17 protein-coding genes are annotated in these 18,533 nt (G+C 36.8%); 16 read left to right on the top strand and 1 reads right to left on the bottom strand.

What is annotated here, in order from left to right; all coding sequences use genetic code 11:
- From ACMXI2_RS26450 to ACMXI2_RS26385, 14 genes are all read left to right on the top strand, one after another.
- Nucleotides 1–1,158, top strand: coding sequence for a LegC family aminotransferase (locus ACMXI2_RS26450; RefSeq protein WP_483778933.1), 1,158 nt, complete (start codon nucleotides 1–3; stop codon nucleotides 1,156–1,158).
- 96 nt (nucleotides 1,159–1,254) lie between these two features.
- Complete coding sequence (locus ACMXI2_RS26445; protein ID WP_483778932.1) at nucleotides 1,255–1,890, top strand: acetyltransferase; 636 nt, start codon at nucleotides 1,255–1,257, stop codon at nucleotides 1,888–1,890.
- On the top strand, nucleotides 1,890–2,894 hold the full coding sequence (neuB, locus tag ACMXI2_RS26440; RefSeq protein ID WP_483778931.1) for an N-acetylneuraminate synthase: 1,005 nt from the start codon (nucleotides 1,890–1,892) through the stop codon (nucleotides 2,892–2,894). Before ACMXI2_RS26445 ends, neuB begins: the two co-directional genes overlap by 1 nt.
- Nucleotides 2,891–4,054, top strand: a complete 1,164-nt coding sequence (neuC, locus tag ACMXI2_RS26435) for a UDP-N-acetylglucosamine 2-epimerase (RefSeq protein WP_483778930.1) — start codon at nucleotides 2,891–2,893, stop codon at nucleotides 4,052–4,054. The genes neuB and neuC overlap by 4 nt, the downstream gene beginning before the upstream one ends.
- Nucleotides 4,055–4,134: 80 nt before the next feature.
- On the top strand, nucleotides 4,135–5,178 hold the full coding sequence (locus ACMXI2_RS26430) for a nucleotidyltransferase family protein (RefSeq protein ID WP_483778929.1): 1,044 nt from the start codon (nucleotides 4,135–4,137) through the stop codon (nucleotides 5,176–5,178).
- Nucleotide 5,179: 1 nt separating this feature from the next.
- Nucleotides 5,180–5,872: an acylneuraminate cytidylyltransferase family protein gene (locus ACMXI2_RS26425; RefSeq protein ID WP_483778928.1), complete on the top strand. Its 693-nt coding sequence runs from the start codon at nucleotides 5,180–5,182 to the stop codon at nucleotides 5,870–5,872.
- A gap of 14 nt (nucleotides 5,873–5,886) precedes the next feature.
- Complete coding sequence (locus tag ACMXI2_RS26420; protein ID WP_483778927.1) at nucleotides 5,887–7,251, top strand: capsular polysaccharide export protein, LipB/KpsS family; 1,365 nt, start codon at nucleotides 5,887–5,889, stop codon at nucleotides 7,249–7,251.
- A 1-nt stretch (nucleotide 7,252) separates the two neighbouring features.
- Nucleotides 7,253–8,689 (top strand): lipopolysaccharide biosynthesis protein, encoded by a 1,437-nt coding sequence (locus ACMXI2_RS26415; RefSeq protein WP_483778926.1) that lies wholly within the window; start codon nucleotides 7,253–7,255, stop codon nucleotides 8,687–8,689.
- A gap of 69 nt (nucleotides 8,690–8,758) precedes the next feature.
- Entirely contained in the window at nucleotides 8,759–9,466 is a 708-nt protein-coding gene (locus tag ACMXI2_RS26410; protein ID WP_483778925.1) for an acyltransferase, read from the top strand.
- Nucleotides 9,467–9,525: 59 nt separating this feature from the next.
- Nucleotides 9,526–10,443, top strand: a complete 918-nt coding sequence (locus tag ACMXI2_RS26405; RefSeq protein ID WP_483778924.1) for an NAD-dependent epimerase/dehydratase family protein — start codon at nucleotides 9,526–9,528, stop codon at nucleotides 10,441–10,443.
- Nucleotides 10,440–11,627, top strand: a complete 1,188-nt coding sequence (locus ACMXI2_RS26400) for a glycosyltransferase family 4 protein (protein ID WP_483778923.1) — start codon at nucleotides 10,440–10,442, stop codon at nucleotides 11,625–11,627. Before ACMXI2_RS26405 ends, ACMXI2_RS26400 begins: the two co-directional genes overlap by 4 nt.
- Before the next feature lie 16 nt (nucleotides 11,628–11,643).
- Nucleotides 11,644–12,567 carry a class I SAM-dependent methyltransferase gene (locus ACMXI2_RS26395; protein ID WP_483778922.1) on the top strand — a complete coding sequence of 308 codons (924 nt, stop codon included), beginning with the start codon at nucleotides 11,644–11,646 and terminating at the stop codon, nucleotides 12,565–12,567.
- Between the two features lie 3 nt (nucleotides 12,568–12,570).
- Nucleotides 12,571–13,836, top strand: a complete 1,266-nt coding sequence (locus ACMXI2_RS26390; RefSeq protein WP_483778921.1) for a hypothetical protein — start codon at nucleotides 12,571–12,573, stop codon at nucleotides 13,834–13,836.
- Nucleotides 13,781–14,746 carry a glycosyltransferase family 2 protein gene (locus tag ACMXI2_RS26385; RefSeq protein ID WP_483778920.1) on the top strand — a complete coding sequence of 322 codons (966 nt, stop codon included), beginning with the start codon at nucleotides 13,781–13,783 and terminating at the stop codon, nucleotides 14,744–14,746. The genes ACMXI2_RS26390 and ACMXI2_RS26385 overlap by 56 nt, the downstream gene beginning before the upstream one ends.
- Here the strand turns inward: ACMXI2_RS26385 and ACMXI2_RS26380 are convergent.
- Nucleotides 14,687–16,438 carry a DUF4838 domain-containing protein gene (locus ACMXI2_RS26380; protein ID WP_483778919.1) on the bottom strand — a complete coding sequence of 584 codons (1,752 nt, stop codon included), beginning with the start codon at nucleotides 16,436–16,438 and terminating at the stop codon, nucleotides 14,687–14,689. The two genes, ACMXI2_RS26385 and ACMXI2_RS26380, sit on opposite strands and share 60 nt — an antisense overlap.
- A gap of 148 nt (nucleotides 16,439–16,586) precedes the next feature.
- Here ACMXI2_RS26380 and ACMXI2_RS26375 point away from each other — a divergent pair, with 148 nt between their 5' ends.
- Together ACMXI2_RS26375 and gmd are read left to right on the top strand one after the other, a co-directional pair.
- On the top strand, nucleotides 16,587–17,360 hold the full coding sequence (locus ACMXI2_RS26375) for a class I SAM-dependent methyltransferase (protein WP_483778918.1): 774 nt from the start codon (nucleotides 16,587–16,589) through the stop codon (nucleotides 17,358–17,360).
- Between the two features lie 59 nt (nucleotides 17,361–17,419).
- The gene (gmd, locus tag ACMXI2_RS26370; RefSeq protein ID WP_483778917.1) at nucleotides 17,420–18,532 is read left to right on the top strand and encodes a GDP-mannose 4,6-dehydratase; all 1,113 of its coding nucleotides are present in this window, start codon (nucleotides 17,420–17,422) and stop codon (nucleotides 18,530–18,532) included.
- Nucleotide 18,533: the final 1 nt, after the last annotated feature.

The raw sequence follows: 18,533 nt of genomic DNA, 5'->3' as shown, positions 1-18,533 counted from the left end.
ATGGAAGATATGGAAAGAGGAAGAATAATAGATTTTATCAGATCTACATTCGGGCAGTCGCAAGATTTTATTCCTTTACATGCTCCTTATTTTGGAGGAAATGAAAAAAAATATCTTTCAGATACAATTGAATCCACTTTTGTTTCTTCTGTAGGTGCATACGTGGTCCGTTTTGAGGAAATGATGAAGGAAATAACGGGTGCCAGATTTGCCATTGCTACTGTGAATGGAACTACTGCTTTACATCTGGCGCTAATACTTGCGAATGTAAAGCATGGAGATGAAGTAATTACCCAACCACTTACTTTTGTTGCTACAGCTAATGCTATTAGTCATGCCGGAGGGATTCCGGTATTTGTGGATGTGGATATGGATACTATGGGAATGTCGCCGGTTGCTCTTGAAACATTTCTCCATGAATTTGCGGTGTTAAATGATGCGGGGGAATGTATAAATAAGCAGTCGGGCCGAAAAATCAGTGCTTGTTTACCAATGCATACTTTTGGATTTCCTTTAAGAATTGATGAAATCGCAGCTATTTGTTCAAAATATAATATTGTTTTGGTGGAAGATGCTGCAGAATCTCTTGGTAGCTACTATAAAGGAGTGCATACGGGTAATTTCGGTCAATTGGGTACTTTTAGTTTTAATGGTAATAAAACAGTTACTTGTGGTGGTGGTGGCGCCATTATAACTAACGATGAAACAATTGCCCAGCGAGCAAAGCATCTATCTACAACTGCCAAGGTGCCACATTCCTGGGAATTTATGCACGATGAAATTGGTTATAATTACCGGATGCCAAATTTAAATGCGGCACTTGCGTGCGCACAGTTAGAGCAATTAGATAAAATTCTTGCCAATAAAAGAGAATTAGCTGAGTTATATAATACATTTTTCAGGAGCTCTGATATAAAGTTTGTAAAGGAAATAGAGCAAGGTAAAGCAAACTATTGGCTGAATTCTATTATTTTCCCGGATACTGAACAACAGGAGTCATTTCTGGCTTTTAGTAATAACGCTAAGGTAATGACACGGCCCATATGGAAACTGATGAGTAAGTTACCAATGTATAAAGCTTGCCAGACAGGCACTCTGGATACGGCGATATGGTTGGAAGAGAGGGTAGTAAACCTACCGAGTAGTTTCAGGTCTTAATAAATGTCAGTAAAGTTTATAAATCTGTATTCAATTTTTCCTGGCACTAATTACTCAATTCAGCAACTCCCTGAAAAATCATAAATATTCCTGCGGATGAAAGCAAATCTTATATTGATAGGTGGAGGTGGACATGCAAAGTCATGTATTGATGTCATCGAACAGGAAGGACGGTTTAATATAAAAGGGATACTTGATCCTGCTCAATCTATTGGAACCAGGATTTTGAATTATGAGGTGATTGGTACAGATGAGAATATTTCAGATTGGTTATCCAACGATTGTTGGTTTGCCATTACGGTTGGTCAGGTTAAGAATGCGGTGCCCCGAAAACGCATTTTTGATTTGCTTAAAGGCTATAATGCAAATATTGCTACAGTTATTTCTCCTTTGGCATATGTTTCGCCTCATGCCAGAATTGGTACCGGTACATTTGTAATGCACGGTGCAAAAGTAAATGCAGCGGCACAGGTGGGCGATAACTGCATTATAAATACTAACGCAAATATTGAGCACGATGTTATTATCGGGAGTCATTCACATATCTCTACCGGGGCTATGGTAAATGGAAGCTGCAGGATTGGTGATAGCGTATTTGTAGGTAGTGGTGTTATTGTAAAACATGGAATTATAATCAATGACGATATAATTATCGGGTCTGGCGCAACGGTTTACAAAAATATTAATGAACAGGGGATGTACGTTGGAAATCCCATTAAACGAATTGGCTGATGTCAAAAGTAATCATTATAGCAGAGGCTGGAGTTAATCATAATGGAAGTATTGAACTTGCAAAACAACTAGTTGACAAGGCTGCTGAAGCAGGAGCCGACTATGTGAAGTTTCAGACATTTATCGCTGAGAAAATAATCTCCCGGCATGCTCCTAAAGCCACTTATCAGATTGAAAATACACAGTCGGCAGAAAGCCAGCTGGATATGGTAAAGAAGCTGGAGTTATCTGAAAAGGATCATTGGCTGCTCCAGGATTATTGTTTGCAAAGAGGAATAGGTTTTTTGTCTACCCCATTTGATTTTAAGAGTGTAGAGCTCATAAAGAGAATGGGAATTACGATAGGGAAAATTCCATCGGGTGAAATTGTTAATCTCCCTTATTTAAGGGAAATGGCGAAAAATTTCCCGGATCTTATAGTCTCAACTGGTATGGCAAGTTTGGAGGAAGTTGTTAACACCGTAAATATACTCGTTGAAAACGGGGCCGACAAGGATCGTATTACTATTCTGCATTGTAATACAGAGTATCCTACTCCTATGAAAGATGTAAACCTTCGGGCTATGATAACCATGCGGGATGAGCTTGGTGTAAGGGTAGGGTATTCAGATCATACACTGGGAATAGAAATACCGATCGCAGCAGTTGCCTTAGGAGCTACTGTGATAGAGAAGCACTTTACACTGGATAAACAGATGAAAGGGCCTGATCATGCTGCATCACTGGATCCGGAGGAGTTAAATAGCATGGTTGCTGCGATACGTAATATAGAACTGGCTTTGGGGGACGGAATTAAAAGGCCTTCTGAATCAGAGATGAAGAATATTGATATTGTACGTAAAAGTATTGTGGCAGGAAGAAATATCAGCAAGGGGGAAGTATTATCTGAAGATAATCTGGAAGTAAAGCGTCCGGGCACTGGGCTTAGTCCAATGGAATGGGACCGTGTGATAGGCACCGCAGCGAGCAGGGATTTTCAACCAGATGAGATCATTACTTTATGAGTAGTAAAAGAAAAATTTGTGTGGTAACGGGTACAAGGGCCGAATATGGTCTTTTGTACTGGACTATAAAGCAGCTTGCTGAAGATCATGAGGTAGCGTTACAATTGCTTGTTACAGGAATGCATCTGTCTCCGGAATTTGGCCTTACTTATCGTCAGATTGAAGCAGATGGTTTTAAGATAGACAAAAAAGTAGAAATGCTTTTGTCCTCTGATTCGACCATTGGCATCAATAAAAGTCTGGGGTTGGGGATTATAAGCATGGGAGAAGCGTTTTCAGAGTTGCAGCCCGACCTTGTGTTATTATTGGGTGACAGGTTTGAGATTCTGGCTGCTGCTACTGCTGCCATGATCAGTCGTATTCCTGTAGCTCATTGTCATGGAGGTGAAACCACAGAAGGTGTAATTGATGAATCGATAAGACATTCAATTACTAAAATGTCGCAATTGCATTTTACGGCTACTGAAGTTTATGCCAGAAGGGTTATTCAATTGGGGGAACAACCTGAGCGGGTTTTTAATGTAGGCGCCCTTGGAATAGAAAGCATTAACAAACTTAAACTTTTAGGCAGGTCTGAATTTGAACAACAGATAAACTGGAGCTTAGGAGAAAGAAATCTGCTGATCACTTTTCACCCGGTTACATTAGAGATCGCTTCGGCGGAATACCAGTTCCGTACATTATTACGTGTTTTGGACGAAGTTAAGGATGCAAAGCTGATTTTTACCAAGGCAAACGCAGATACGGATGGACGAATTATAAACCAGCTTATTGATGAGTATGTTTCAGCCAACGCAGGAAAAGCAATTGCCTTTACATCGCTGGGACAATTGAGATATCTTTCCGCCTTACAATTTATGGATGCGGTAGTGGGTAACTCCTCAAGCGGTATACTGGAAGTACCTTCTTTTAAGAAGCCAACAGTAAATATCGGTGACCGTCAGTTAGGCCGGATGAGGGCAGCCAGCATTATTGACTGTGAACCGAACTATGATAGCGTTAAGCAAGCTGTGAATCGGGCGCTAATGCCTGAGTTTATATCAGATATTAGTAATGTTGAAAACCCATACGGCAGTGGGAATGCTTCCGAAAAGATCATCAGGGTACTTAAAAGCGTTTCGTTACAAACCATACTTAAAAAAAGATTTTACGATTTGTAGTTTTTCGGATGTTTCAGTACAAAGTTGCTTAACAGACAATAACATTTCAAATTAACTAAATTTAAGGATAAAACATGTTGATGGATTATCGTAAGCATTTAATTCAGCATAGTGAGACGGTAAGAGATGCACTCTCGAGGCTCAATACTTTAGCTGCAGATGCTATATTATTTGTTATTGATGAGGAAGATCGTCTGATCGGGTCATTAACAGATGGAGATATAAGAAGAGGGTTTATCAGGGGGCTGGATCTGCACGCAATTCTCACAGATTTTATTCAACCCAACCCAACTTATATTGCCAGCGATAACTACTCCATTGAGCAACTTGAGTTATACAAAGAAAGAAATCTTAAGATAATCCCTATCTTAAATGAATCTCATCAGGTCATCACTATCCTTAATTTACGCCTCAAATCCTTCCTGTTACCACTAGAGGCGGTTTTAATGGCCGGCGGACGCGGGGAACGACTTATGCCTTTAACTGATAATTGTCCCAAACCTTTGTTAAAAGTAGGGGATAAGCCAATTATAGAGCATAATATCGACAGGTTAAACTTTTTTGGGATTGAGCGTATTGTTATATCAGTCAGATACCTTGGAGATCAGATTAAGTCCTATTTTGGAAACGGCAGTGAGAAGGGCATAAATATAGAGTATGTGGAGGAGGATAAGCCATTAGGTACTTTTGGCGCGCTTGGTTTGGTTGAGGAGTTTAAAAGAGAGCATATCCTGTTAATGAATTCTGATATCCTTACCAATATCGATCTGGTTGATTTTTATAAATCCTATCTCGCATCAGGAGCGGATCTCATGATTGCCAGTATTCCTTATCAGGTTAAAGTACCCTATGCGGTACTCCAGATTCAGGATGGCGATGTCATTTCATTTGATGAGAAACCAACCTACAGCTATTATTCGAATGGGGGAATATATCTGTTTAAAAAATCACTTTTATCTTTCCTGGTTAAAGGAACGTTTTTTAATGCAACAGATTTTATGGAGCTATTAATCCAGCAAAAGAGAAAAGTGGCCCATTATCCCATCCTTGGTTATTGGTTGGATATAGGGAAGCCTCAGGATTTTGCACAGGCTCAACAGGACATTAAGCATATTAAACTTTAATATGAAGCCATTATTTTTAATACCGGCAAGAGGTGGATCAAAAGGTATTCCGGGTAAAAATATAAAGCCTTTGAATAATAAGCCTTTGATTAATTATAGTATCGATATTGCCAGGACTTTTGTTAACGATGAAGATATTTGTGTGTCTACAGACGATGAGGGAATAATTCAAACAGTTACCAGCTATGGTTTAGCTGTACCTTTTGTAAGACCTGCTGAATTGGCTACTGATACGTCGGGCACTTATGAAGTGTGTTTGCATGCGCTTGATTATTATGCTGGGAAGGGCATATATTACGATACGCTGGTGATACTACAGCCCACCTCACCATTTAGAAAGGCCACAGATGTGAAAGCCGCGCTTGACTTGTATAATGATAGCATTGAAATGGTAGTGTCTGTAAAGGAAACTGCTGCCAATCCCTATTACGTTTTATTCGAAGAAAATGAGCGTGGTTTTCTGGAAAAGTCCAAGCCTGGGAATTATGTTAGAAGACAGGATTGTCCCATGGTTTGGCAGTATAACGGGGCTATATATGTAATAAACGTAGCGGAATTGAGAGGAAAATCATTGGCCGCTTTTTCGAGGGTAAAGAAAGTAGTAATGGATGAATACTCGTCTGTTGACCTGGACACGCCATTGGATTGGGAATGGGCTGAATTTCTAATAGCGAGCAAAAAGAATTATGAATAATAATATTCCAGATTATGGATAGTTTTAACTGGCAACGTTTTCAATCTTTTGAGTATAAGCATAAACTATTTGAGATCCGGAACAGGGAGGGAATATTCATTTGGGATGTTATCAGGTATGATATCTTCAATGTGATAAAGAACAAAAATGTCAAGTTTGCCGCGGTCGCTGAAGAAAGAAATTCAATACTCAGGAAAATTGATGCATTCGGACGTTTGCTTAGATTGCTTGTAATGTTTTTCTCGGGGAAGCATCAATTTTTGATGCTAACATCTTCGAGAAATAGAACCGCTGCCGGCAAATTTTATGATCAGAATATTAATGACGTATTAAGCCGATATCATAATGATAGCCTTATTCTTGAGGTTATAGAACCTGCGAGGTACAAACTTTTTTATTCCAATTCGGTCAGCGTATATAAAAATCCTATTTGTGCCTTATTGTCCAGGAGTTATCGGAGTGAGGATTATTCAGCACTTATCGATGTCATACAGCAGGAGTTTGGCGTTCTTCCAAAGTTAAATAATGAAATTATTAATAACGCAATTAAGATCTATAAAGCCGATCTCTTTTTTTATAATGCACTTTTCAGGAGGAAAAAGTTCAAAGCCATTTTTCTTACTCAAAGCGGCATACAAAAAGGACTATTCAAGGCTGCGAAGATTCATAACATACCGGTTACTGAATTTCAACATGGGTTGATTGAAAATGCCCATGTTGCATACAGCTATAATCCGAAGATTGACTACCCGTCGGACGCAATTATTCTGCCTGACTTTTTCTGTACTTTTTCTGATTACTGGACCCGCTCACTTTTTCTGCCGGTTAAAGAAATAATTCCAATTGGCAATACTGCGTTTTACCAAAGTGTTTTACATGAACCTAATGGAATGGTTGCTAATGGGTTACTGGTTGCCAGTGCAAATATTTATGGAGAAAAGCTTAAAGACCTGATATTGGATTTTGTAAAGGAGAATACAGCACTGCCAGTGTTCTTTAAGTTACATCCTAATCAGTGGTCGGAAGCTGCTTATTTTTCATCGATGTTCACGTCTTATAAGAATGTAAGAGTTATTACAAACGAATATTCAATCGGAGATTTGTTAAAAAAGGTGGAGGCCATACTTGTAATTAAATCGACTGCTATTTTTGAAGCATTACAGGCACAGCGCTGCGGAATTGTTTACGCAACATACGACTCTCTTTCAAAAGAAGAATTGGCAGGTTTGCCCAATGTACATTTTATAAATAATGCAGATGAGTTAAGAGCTGCGTTGAAGAAATGCGGGAGTAAAGAAAAGTATGAGGAAGGTTATTTTTTCAAAGCATTTGATGAGGTAATGTTTTCTGATTTTATGAGAAAGCTAAAAATAAATTAAGGTGAATTTACAAGGTAAGAAAGTTGTTTGGGCGACCATGTTTTACTCATTGGGAGAAATAATACCCCGTATTCTCGCCTTTCTTTTATTACCTATTCTGACCAGATATTTAACTACTGCAGAATATGGTATTAATAGTTATATCAATTCCGTGATGGCATTTATAATGATAATTGCCTCTCTTTCTCTTAATACCTATGTACTTAGACAATATTTTCTTGAGAAAGAAAATATGGATAAACAGAAATTGATCGGTGAAATATTTGCTATTATTTGTTTAGTAAATATAGTTTTACTACTTCTGGAGATTTTATTATTTCCCTGGCTTTTGGAGGTATTTAAAATTAAGATACCATTTTATCCTTATTTTTTACTGGGGATTATAAATAATTTTTTTGATGTAGTCTCAATTATCCCCTTGGCTCTGTATAGAGTAAGAAGTGAAACAAAGCGATTCTTTGTTTTAAGTGTTTCCCGTATTGTTCTACAATACATAGCAACCTATATATTCGTCGTTATTTTACACAAAGGCTTAATAGGTTCTTTTTATGCACGGTTATTAATAAACATTCCGTTTGGGATTATTTATTTTTTAATTATTTCCGGCTATGCACCAATAAGATTCAATTATAAGAGGTTTAGAGATGCTCTGTATTTTTCTTTGCCATTACTGCCAGGTAGCATTGCATATCTTATTTTTTCTATTAGTGACAGAATTATTCTGGAGAGATTTGTTTCTTTGGACATTATTGGTATTTATTCTGTAGCAGTTACCATCTCACTGGCATTGAATGTAATTATCCAGGCTCTTTATAAAACCATTGAGCCTATTCTCTTTAAAGCAAATGCTACGTCTGATTTTATAAACGTTAGAGATAAGTTGTATAAGTATTATTTATTACTTATATATTTAGGTGGGTTTGGGATTTCTATTTTTTCAACCGAGATTTTTCATTTTGTTGGATCAAAGGCATTCCAAACTGGTGCAACTATTGTCCCCACTATGGTTTTGTCAGTAATTGTTTCTGGCTCTTCCCTTTACCTAAATACAGTATTACTTGCAGAAAAAAAACAGAAAGTAATTTCAATAGCCATCATTATTTCAGCTGGTATTTCAATTACCCTGAATCTGCTATTTATACCTAAATTTGGTTATTATGCGGCAGTAGGGGCATCATTGTTGGCTAGTTTGACTTCAAATATTATAGCGCATGCTTATGCTAAAATGTCTGATAAGTTAATACTTTCACAGGTTTGCTTACTTATTATTGTGGGGTTAGTACCTTATTTATTCAATCACTTTAGATTCACAGATAATATAGTAATGATTTTTTTTGTAAAGATATTAACCAGTATTGTATTTATTTTTATTGAATTATTATTGTTAAAATGTAGTTTAAGGACGGATTGGCAATCGAGCTTATTACATAAGATATAAATATATAACTTTATAAATTACTGTTATTGAGATATGATAGGATAAACTGCTTTTGCAAAAAATTAATAAATGATGAGGACTACACTACAGAGAATATATAGTGGATTTCGAGGCTACCTGATAAAGAAAAGCTTTCAGAATAAATGTATTGGCAAGAATAGCTTTATTGCTGGAACTGTACAAACTTTTGGTTGGGCAAATGTTTCAATCGGGAAGAATACGTCCATTGGAGATGGAAGTTTGTTAATAGTGAATAATCGAACAAGTGAGCCAATCAAGAAATTGATTATATCAGACAATTGCATTATCGGCCGAAATAATTTTTTCTCAACTGGCAATAATATCAATGTGAAAGAATACGTAATGACAACTTATGGTTGCAGATTTTTAGGAGCAAATCATCATTTTAATGATCCTACGGTACCATATATTTTAAGTGGCATAAGTAACGATAATAATATTTATATAGGGGTAAATTGTTGGTTGGGTTTTGGCGTTACTGTTATAGGGAATGTAACCATTGGGCATGGGAGTGTTATTGGAGCCGATTGTTTAATAAACAAGGACATACCACCATTTAGTATTGTAATTGGAAATCCTCAGAAAATTATAAGAAGATATGATTTTAAAATTAAAAGTTGGGTAAAAGTTTCAGATAATATGAATGAGGATTTCGAACAACCGGGTGAAGAGGAGTATCTGAAAATGTTGGTTTCGAAGCATGGAAATATTCCGATTGCTTATCATGCCAGTTCCAGAGACTTTGGAGACTTGTAATAGACTTATTGGGGATAATCGATCTGAAGTAATAATGACTAAAAAATAAAGTTAATTAAATGAAAAGGATTCTAATAACAGGTACGTATGGTTTTTTAGGAAGGAATACAGCTTTGGCTTTCAAGAATGAAGGTCATCATGTTACAGGGATTGGACATGGGAAATGGTATGAATTTGAATATAAAAAATTTGGTGTCGACCGGTGGATAGAATCAACTATTACTTTCGAAAGTTTAATTAATATACGGGAGAAATTTGACGTAATTGTTCATTGCGGAGGGAGTGCTTCTGTAGCCTTCTCCTACGAAAATCCTTATGAAGATTTTCAGAAAAGTGTGCAAAGCACTTTAGCAATTATGGAGTTTATCCGGCTGGAAAATCCAACCTGCAAATTTATTTATCCGTCAAGTCCGGCTGTCCAGGGGAATGTAGGGGATTTCCCAATCAGGGAAAGTGATCCGATGTCTCCAATTTCTCCGTATGGTTTCCACAAAAAAATGGCAGAGGAAATTTGTTATTGTTATCACCGGAATTTCTCCTTAAATGCTGCAATTATCAGGTTTTTTTCGATCTATGGGGCAGGTTTAAAGAAACAACTGTTATGGGACGCATGTCATAAAGTTAAAAATGCAGGGGATGAGATCGTTTTTTTTGGTACTGGTGATGAAACAAGGGATTGGATTCATGTATCAGACGCAGCCAGATTAATTGTAGCAGTTGCGAATAGCCAAGAGACATTTGAAATTATAAATGGTGGAGGGGGGATTAGAACCACTATTAGTGAAGTGATCGGCTTATTGGTTAATAGCTATGGAAAAAAGGTTTCTGTTCGCTTTAATCAGGTTGTAAAAGAAGGGGATCCCAGGTTCTATCAGGCAGAAACTAGCAAAACATATTCGCTGGGATGGTCGCCGGAAGTAGATCTTGCTGCAGGAATAAATGAGTATGTTAAATTTTTTAAATCACTTGATCAATGACGAGGGTTGGATTTTTGTTAAACTTTCCGAAGGAATACAAAGGCGGAATTAATTATCTTAAGAATTTGTTTTATGCCCTGCAACAGGATAAGAATACGTCTCTAGAAATCTATTTATTTGTATCCACAGACATAGAAAAAGAGTATATAGATTTATTTCAGTCGTATGTAAGAATTGTGAAGACCAGGTTGCTGAAAAGAAAAGATCCACTTTGGATTTTTGATAAAGTTTGTAGTAAGTTATTTAATTATACGCCACTTGCCATCAATTTATTAAGGCGGTATAAGATTGACATCGTATCCCACTCGGATTTCTCCAGCAGATTCCATCCTTTTGGTATTGTAAATTGGATTCCCGATTTTCAATGGCTGCATTATCCTGAATTATGGGATGCCAAAGCCGTCAATTATTTGTCAGAACAAACCAGGAAAGTATTAAAACACAGCAGTACAGTTGTTGTAAGCAGCCATGATGCAAAAAAAGATCTGCTTACATTTAAGGAAGCAGCGGAAAAAAATATCCAGGTATTGCAGTTTGTTTCACAACCCAATCATAAAAAAGTTGGGGCTGCATCGGAATTAAGAAAGGACATTGAAGAGAAATACAAATTTGAGGGTAGTTTCTTTTATTTACCGAACCAGTTTTGGAGGCATAAAAATCACCTTATTGCGTTTAAGGCAATCCGGATCTTAAAGGAAAAAGGGCAGAATCCGTTACTGATAACAACCGGTTTAATGCATGATTTCAGGAATAATAATGATCATATTGATAATCTGTTAAAATACGTAAAAGATCATCAACTTGAAGATAATATAAAGTTTCTTGGATTAATTCCTTATCCGCATGTCTTATTTTTAATGGAAAACTGTCTGGCACTGATTAATCCTTCATTATTTGAAGGATGGAGCTCAACCGTAGAGGAAGCTAAAAGCATTGGTAAATTGACTATCTTGTCTGATATTTCTGTACATAAAGAGCAAAACCCGGCCAATGCCTTATACTTTAATCCTGCCAGTGAGTTTGAATTAGCAGAGAAAATGGAGTACGTGTGGGCTAACCAGCAACAAGTACACCTCCCGGATGAGACACAGATACAAATGGATCTACGCAAACGAACGAATCTTTTTGCGAAGAGGTACCAGGAGATTATTGCTGATGTCGTGAAAATGAAATCACAACTATAATTATTAAAACTCTTATATGAATTATAAGTTAAAAGCGTATACCCAAAAAATCCTGTCATCGATCCCTAATGGTTCCCATTTGAACTACTTTATGCAAACCCGGATCTTCAAAAGCCTACCCGCCAGTAATGATTACTTCAGATTTAAAATTGCGGATATTGTTGATCGGCACCTAGCGAAATTCAAAGAATATAATGGTAAACCGGTGGAAACAATAAAGTATTTTGAGTTTGGTGCAGGGTGGGATTTAATTATTCCGATTACATTAAGTTTGGTTGGCGTCAGAGATATTTACATCTGCGATATCAAAAAGTTGGTATTTCCGGAGCTAGTGATCAATACAATCAAGCGCCTTAAAGCGATGGAGGCCGAAATGCCTTTCCGTTATTCAATTGATCTCGCTAAGATAAATGAGAATATTCTTAATAGGGAGAATCTTATTGATTATTTGAAAGAGTGGTTTGGTATTAATTATCTTGCCCCAATGGATGCTGCTGCTACCAAATTTGAAGACGACTATTTTGATTTAATTGCCACTACAGCTGTTTTGGAACATGTTCCAAAGGATGCTATACAGAGAATATTTAAAGAGTGTAATCGTATTATAGCCCCAGATGGCATTTTCTCAAACCTGATTGACTACAAGGACCATTACGCTTATTTTGATGTGAATACAAGCGTATATAATTTCCTGACTTTTTCAGATAAGCAATGGAGCAAGTATAATTCAGATCTTCATTATCAGAATAGATTAAGACATTCTGAATATTTGGAATTACTAAAAAATGCGGGATTCAATTTAGTTTTTGAAAGTGTGCAAACTCCTACTGATAAGGAACTACAACAATATAAAGCGTTAATGCTGGATGAGAAGTTTCTTCGTTTCGAGGAGAAAGATTTGCTGGTTCAGAGCAGTCATGTCATTAGCAAAAGGAAATAATGATTGACATTAGATATTTTAGGCAAAGAAAATAATAATATGAGTGGAAGCACGTCTCATTTAATAGAGCATGATAAGAATAGTGGGGTGTCAGCTTTACTTATGGGCTTTTATTTTCTGTTTATTTTTTTCCTTACCAGGCATGTTCCCTTTACCAGATATTCTTTCATAATGAATATTTCCCTGATGGGAATATTCATGCTTTCATTTAGACAGATTTCGAGCGGAATAATCAGGCTAGGTAAACCGGACCAAATATTTCTGTTGATTACCATGGGATACTTTTTTGCTGGTATCTTTTATGCCCTATTCCTTCAAAATTCATTTGGACTTATATTCAGGTTCTTTCTGATAGTTTTTTTTATTAGTCTTGCTTATTTCATTGTTTTACCTAAAAAAGCAATCAATATTTTTTTATGGTTGAATGTTATACAAGCTATTTTAATTATTACCCTCGCCTTATACATAGCAATTTTTCTTACGCCCAAAGAGAGCCTGGCAATCAGGTTTTTCTTTATGGATAGAGAATGGGGGGATGTTTATTCTTATAACGGTTGGTTTTATAAAATACAGCTGAAAGGTAATGGTTTACTGCCAGTTGCTTTTTTTGTTACTTTTTTTTATGAATGCCGTTACAGAATTTTTATAAGGATAATACTTTTCATGGGATGTATCTTTGCCGGAAACTTTGCTTTTTATATTGCCATTGCATTTTTCAGTTTATTCTATTTTCTTAAAAGTAATAATGCAAAAGAGTTGATCCGGAAAGTTGTTTTTTTAATGACATTTATAACTCTTTTTTCTTATCCTGTATATGAATATTATTTAAAGGAAGTAATGGAACAAAAAAGTGAGGGCTCACTTGGTACCAGGGTAGATCAGGTGGCAGTATTAATGAGTAGCCTTAAGGAAACCCCAGGGACAATCATATTGGGGCAAGGTTTGGGTAAAACGATTGAGAAAACAACCTACAGCAGAGATTATCGTGGAAATGTTTATTTTGAGCTGCAGGCAGTTTATCTGCTTACTCAGATCGGAATTTTAGGATTTGCACTCTTCATTTGTTTCAATTTGAGAATGGTATGGGTTACATATCAATATTCATTTCTAATTTTGATATATCTTGCTTATGTGATTTATGCTGTCACAAATCCATATATTTTTGATTCAACACATATTGCGGTAATTCTTCTTTTAAATAGTTTAAATAATAATGAGAAATCAAAGAATCGGAGCTATAGTCATCCTATACAATCCGCGTTGGGATGAATTAAGTGCCAACATTACGGCAGTGATTGGGCAGGTTGATATTCTTGTTCTAGTAGATAACTCTTCGGAGAGGGTAGATGATTTCTTTTTGAGCTCTATTAATGATACAGAGCACAAAATTACCTATATTTTTAACAATGGGAATCTGGGTGTAGCAAAGGCGCAAAATATTGGCATAACTGAAGCAATTAAAATTGGTGCCGATTTTTTACTGATCCTGGATCAGGATAGTAAACCTGATCCTGATATGACACTGCATCTTTATAACGATTATCAGCTGTTGACAGGCAAAAATATAAAGCTTGGAGTTATTGGTCCTGTTCCGGTTAATAAACAAACCAACAAGGCTTACGAACCAAGGATTAAGAAGAAAAGAGCATACGAAGAGGCGCCTCATATACTTCATGTAACTGAATTGATAAGCTCAGGTTCACTTACTCATAAAGATACTTTTCAGGAAGTAGGGTTAATGGATGAAACACTATTCATTGATGGGGTAGATCATGAATGGTGCTGGAGAGCTAGAACCAAAGGCTTTGTTTGTGCTCTCACAAGTAAAGCGAAGCTGGTGCATATGCTGGGAGAAGGAGATGAGAAAATTTTGGGAATCAGAATCGCCATAACTTCTCCCTTCAGGGTATATTACCAGTACAGAAATTTCCTCTATTTGTGTAGAAGGAATTATGTACCGCTGTATTGGAAATGTAATAATCTTATAAAATATACCATTAAGTTATTTTATTATCCCCTATTCAGGACTCCAGGTAAGGTTTATTTTTCCAACATGTTGAGAGGAATAAGGGACGGTATAAACCAGCCGACCAAAATGCGCCGGCTGGTTGTATGTTTGTTATTGACCGGTTTTCATAGTTTTTGCCTGAATAGTTGTCATATCAGTCTTCCATTTTGAGTAAAACTGATATAAAGGAACATTATGTTCCGCGTATACTAAGCGCTTGATGGCAAATTTATGAATCAGCGACAGAAACTCATCGGCGTAGCTATTAAAAGCTTTTACGTTATCTGTATTTCGGAAAAAGTTATCAGGATCCTTTTTTGCCATTTTCAGATAAGCTTGTACTGCTGAATAGTCAACATTCATTTCTTCCTTTTGTACTCTCGCCAAGTAAACAGGATTATCTTTTATACTTTCTTTTGCCTTGCGGAATAAAGTTTTATAGTTCACTATCATGTCTTTTGTTAATAAATCAGCACCTCCGGTTAATTGCTTTGATATTAATTGAATATACTGATTTAGTATTGGTGCAGCATTTCCGTAAAAACCTATCAGGAATTCATTGATAATCTGATCATTGCTCATGTTATGAGTGAATAAAGATCTGGCGAGTATGTATGTTCGCAGTTCCGCAAATTCGCCGTCCGGATAATAGTTTCCTTCCGCATAGTATCCCTTAATACCTTTTTTTAGGAAGAAATCAAGATTGGGTTTTAACGCAAGTATATTTGGATAAATTGATTGTAGTTCGGTGTAATTAATAATATAATCCCAAACAAAAATATTACTGGTTAATTTTCTCCACCCATCCAATTGCGATTGCATATCAGCATATGCGCTAGTGGTATACAATCCGGCATAAGGTTGGATTTTTGCGCAATAAAAAATATTCAGATTGGGTTGGAGCTTCATATTCCTGGGTGGATTTCGGGAAAACGAATATGCCAATGTCGAAATGTTTTTATCCCAGTAGTCTTTCGCTATACTATTAACAAAAACGAATAATGGGCCTCCTGGTGTACCGGTAGAGTCCATCACCCGTTTGCAGTTATCACATTGGCAATAATTGCCATTATCTTCCTGAGAAACTGTCCAATATCTAAATTGAGGTGTTTTTCTCATCATTGAACTTAACCAGCCGGTTACCAGCCGGTATACGTCCTTGTTGGTATAATCTAATTGAAATGGTTGTCTTTTCCCGTTTACAAGGGAATAATACTCCGGATGATCCTTGAAGTAAATGGAGGGAGGCAGGATCTGAAAGCCGGTATGGGCATAGTTTTTAAACAGTGGCTGGTAGAAGGTGGTATAGCTCAATTTATGCCAGTTACCATAAAGGGTGTCTCGTGCAGGCCCATAAAATACTTCTCTCAGGATAAGGTCCGGTATTTCTGTCAAATTAATTCCAGGTACCTGATAACTTTTTAACTGAGGTGTTTTCATAACCCCTGGTGCAAATAATCTAAAACCCATATATCTGTCAAGAAAGGTATAAACAGCATATAAAGGTCCGTTTTTACTACCTCCGGCCAAGATCAGTTTAGTTCCTTTGGTAAGAATTGTGTATCCATCATCTCCTAGTTTTTGAGCATCTATATCACTGGATAAATCTTCAACGAATTTTCCCTGACCAATAATTATCTGGTTGGGAGTGCTGGCGCTAGTAACTATTGGAAGGGTTACTCCAATAGCCATTTTTATATACTTTTGCAACTCTGAGGCTGCTTTTTTTGTTATTGCCGGTGCGTTACCGGGAATTACGATGTTCGTATTAGTCGATGAACTTTTGTCCAGTTTTATGGATTGGCAAAAAACATTGCCTGCCGTAAGGCATAAAAGAAATAAAAATACATTTATTTTTTTCATATAATGTTTTTTTAAAATTATGCGTAAACGGGCTATAATTAAAATTTTGTAAGTAATTTGTGCACCGGATATGAAGTCGTAATTTACAAAGATTATAAGGATTATAGAGGAGATAAAGGTTTTTATTATCTAATGCTTATCTAACTTTATGAATTTATACCTACGTCGCCCTTTTTTGATAATACCCGAATTGAAAAACAGAATTTTCGGTGCTGATCCCAAAATGTTGTCACCTTATTCTTCATATTTCCAGGGAAGGATTGGACTTGAAATAGGTGGCCCAAGTAAAATATACCGTGGTAATAATTATTTGCCGGTATATAAATATGCAGAGAGAGTGGATGGTGTTAACTTTTCGGGGGAAACAATTTGGGAGGGGAGTATTACGGAAGGGCAAACGTACAGATATACGGCTACAAAAATGGGGATGCAGTATATTTGTGAGGGGAACGATCTCTCTAAAATTGCCGATAATACTTACGATTTTATATTAAGCTGTCATAATCTTGAGCATTTTGCTAATCCGTTGAAGGCTGTAGCAGAATGGAAAAGGGTGCTCAAAGATGGAGGGATGATGTTACTGATACTTCCTGATAAAAGATTTACTTTTGATCGCCGCAGATCAGTTACATCATTTGAGCATTTAAAGCAAGATTACCATAATAATGTTGGGGAAGACGATTTAAGTCATCTGGAAGAAATTCTACTTCTACATGATACGAAACTCGATCCACCAGCTAAGAATCCTGAATTTTTCAGAAAACGTTCATTGAAGAATTTTGAAAACAGGTGTTTGCACCACCATGTTTTTGATCATGCATTACTGAAGGAAATATTTTACTATTTTGAAATGGAACCGATATTTGCGGGGTTTGCTCAGCCATATCATCTGATTTCTATGGGACAGCTTAAAAAGAAATGAAATTAACGGTTAAGACCATTATAAACATATTTTTTGAATTAAATAGCTCAAATAAATAAATGAAAATCGCCCTTATTACCGGTGTTACCGGACAAGATGGTGCTTATCTTGCCCAGCTATTGCTGAAGAAAGGTTACGAAGTGCACGGAATTAAACGGAGAAGTTCGCTTTTCAATACTGATAGAATTGACCATCTTTATCAGGATCCACATGAAAAAAATGTGAGATTCAAGTTACATTATGGCGATCTGACAGACAGTACCAACCTTATCCGGATAATCCAGGAAGTACAGCCGGATGAAATTTATAATCTTGGCGCTATGAGCCATGTACAGGTAAGTTTTGAAGCTCCGGAATATACTGCTGATGCAGATGGTATCGGGACATTGAGAATATTGGAAGCCGTTAGACTACTTGGTCTTGCAAAAAAAACAAAAATATATCAAGCTTCTACATCTGAGTTGTACGGACTTGTTCAGGAAGTTCCCCAATCTGAAAAAACACCGTTTTATCCGCGATCCCCTTATGCCGTAGCTAAGATGTACGCTTTCTGGATAACCGTAAATTACAGGGAAGCTTATGATATGTTTGCCTGCAACGGTATTCTTTTCAATCATGAAAGCCCTTTACGCGGAGAGACTTTTGTGACCAGGAAAATTACCCGTGCTGTTGCCAAACTTTCTCTTGGCATGCAGGATAAATTATATATGGGTAACCTGGAAGCTAAACGTGACTGGGGGCACGCAAAAGATTATGTTGAGGCAATGTGGCTTATTCTGCAACAGGATAAACCGGAGGACTTTGTTATAGCAACTGGTATAACCACCACTGTACGTGACTTTATTAGAATGGCTTTTTCAGAGGTGGGAGTAGAGGTTGAATTTAAAGGAGAAGGAATTGATGAAAAGGGAATTGTTAAGAGCAATACAAATCCTGATTGCCCGTTGAAGGAAGGTCAGGAAATTGTAGGTATAGATCCGAGATATTTCAGACCAACGGAAGTTGAACTTTTAATTGGGGATCCTACTAAGTCAAAAACAAAACTGGGTTGGGTGCCTAAGTATGATTTACCCGCATTAGTGAAGGAGATGGTAGCTTCCGATGTGGAACTCTTTAGCCGCGAGAAATTGCTGAAAGAGGCAGGCTATAAAGTATTGAATCAATTCGAGTAAA

Source organism: Chitinophaga sp. G7 BAM 1005 (assembly GCF_057126945.1).
This window is presented reverse-complemented; position numbering and strand designations above follow the sequence as displayed.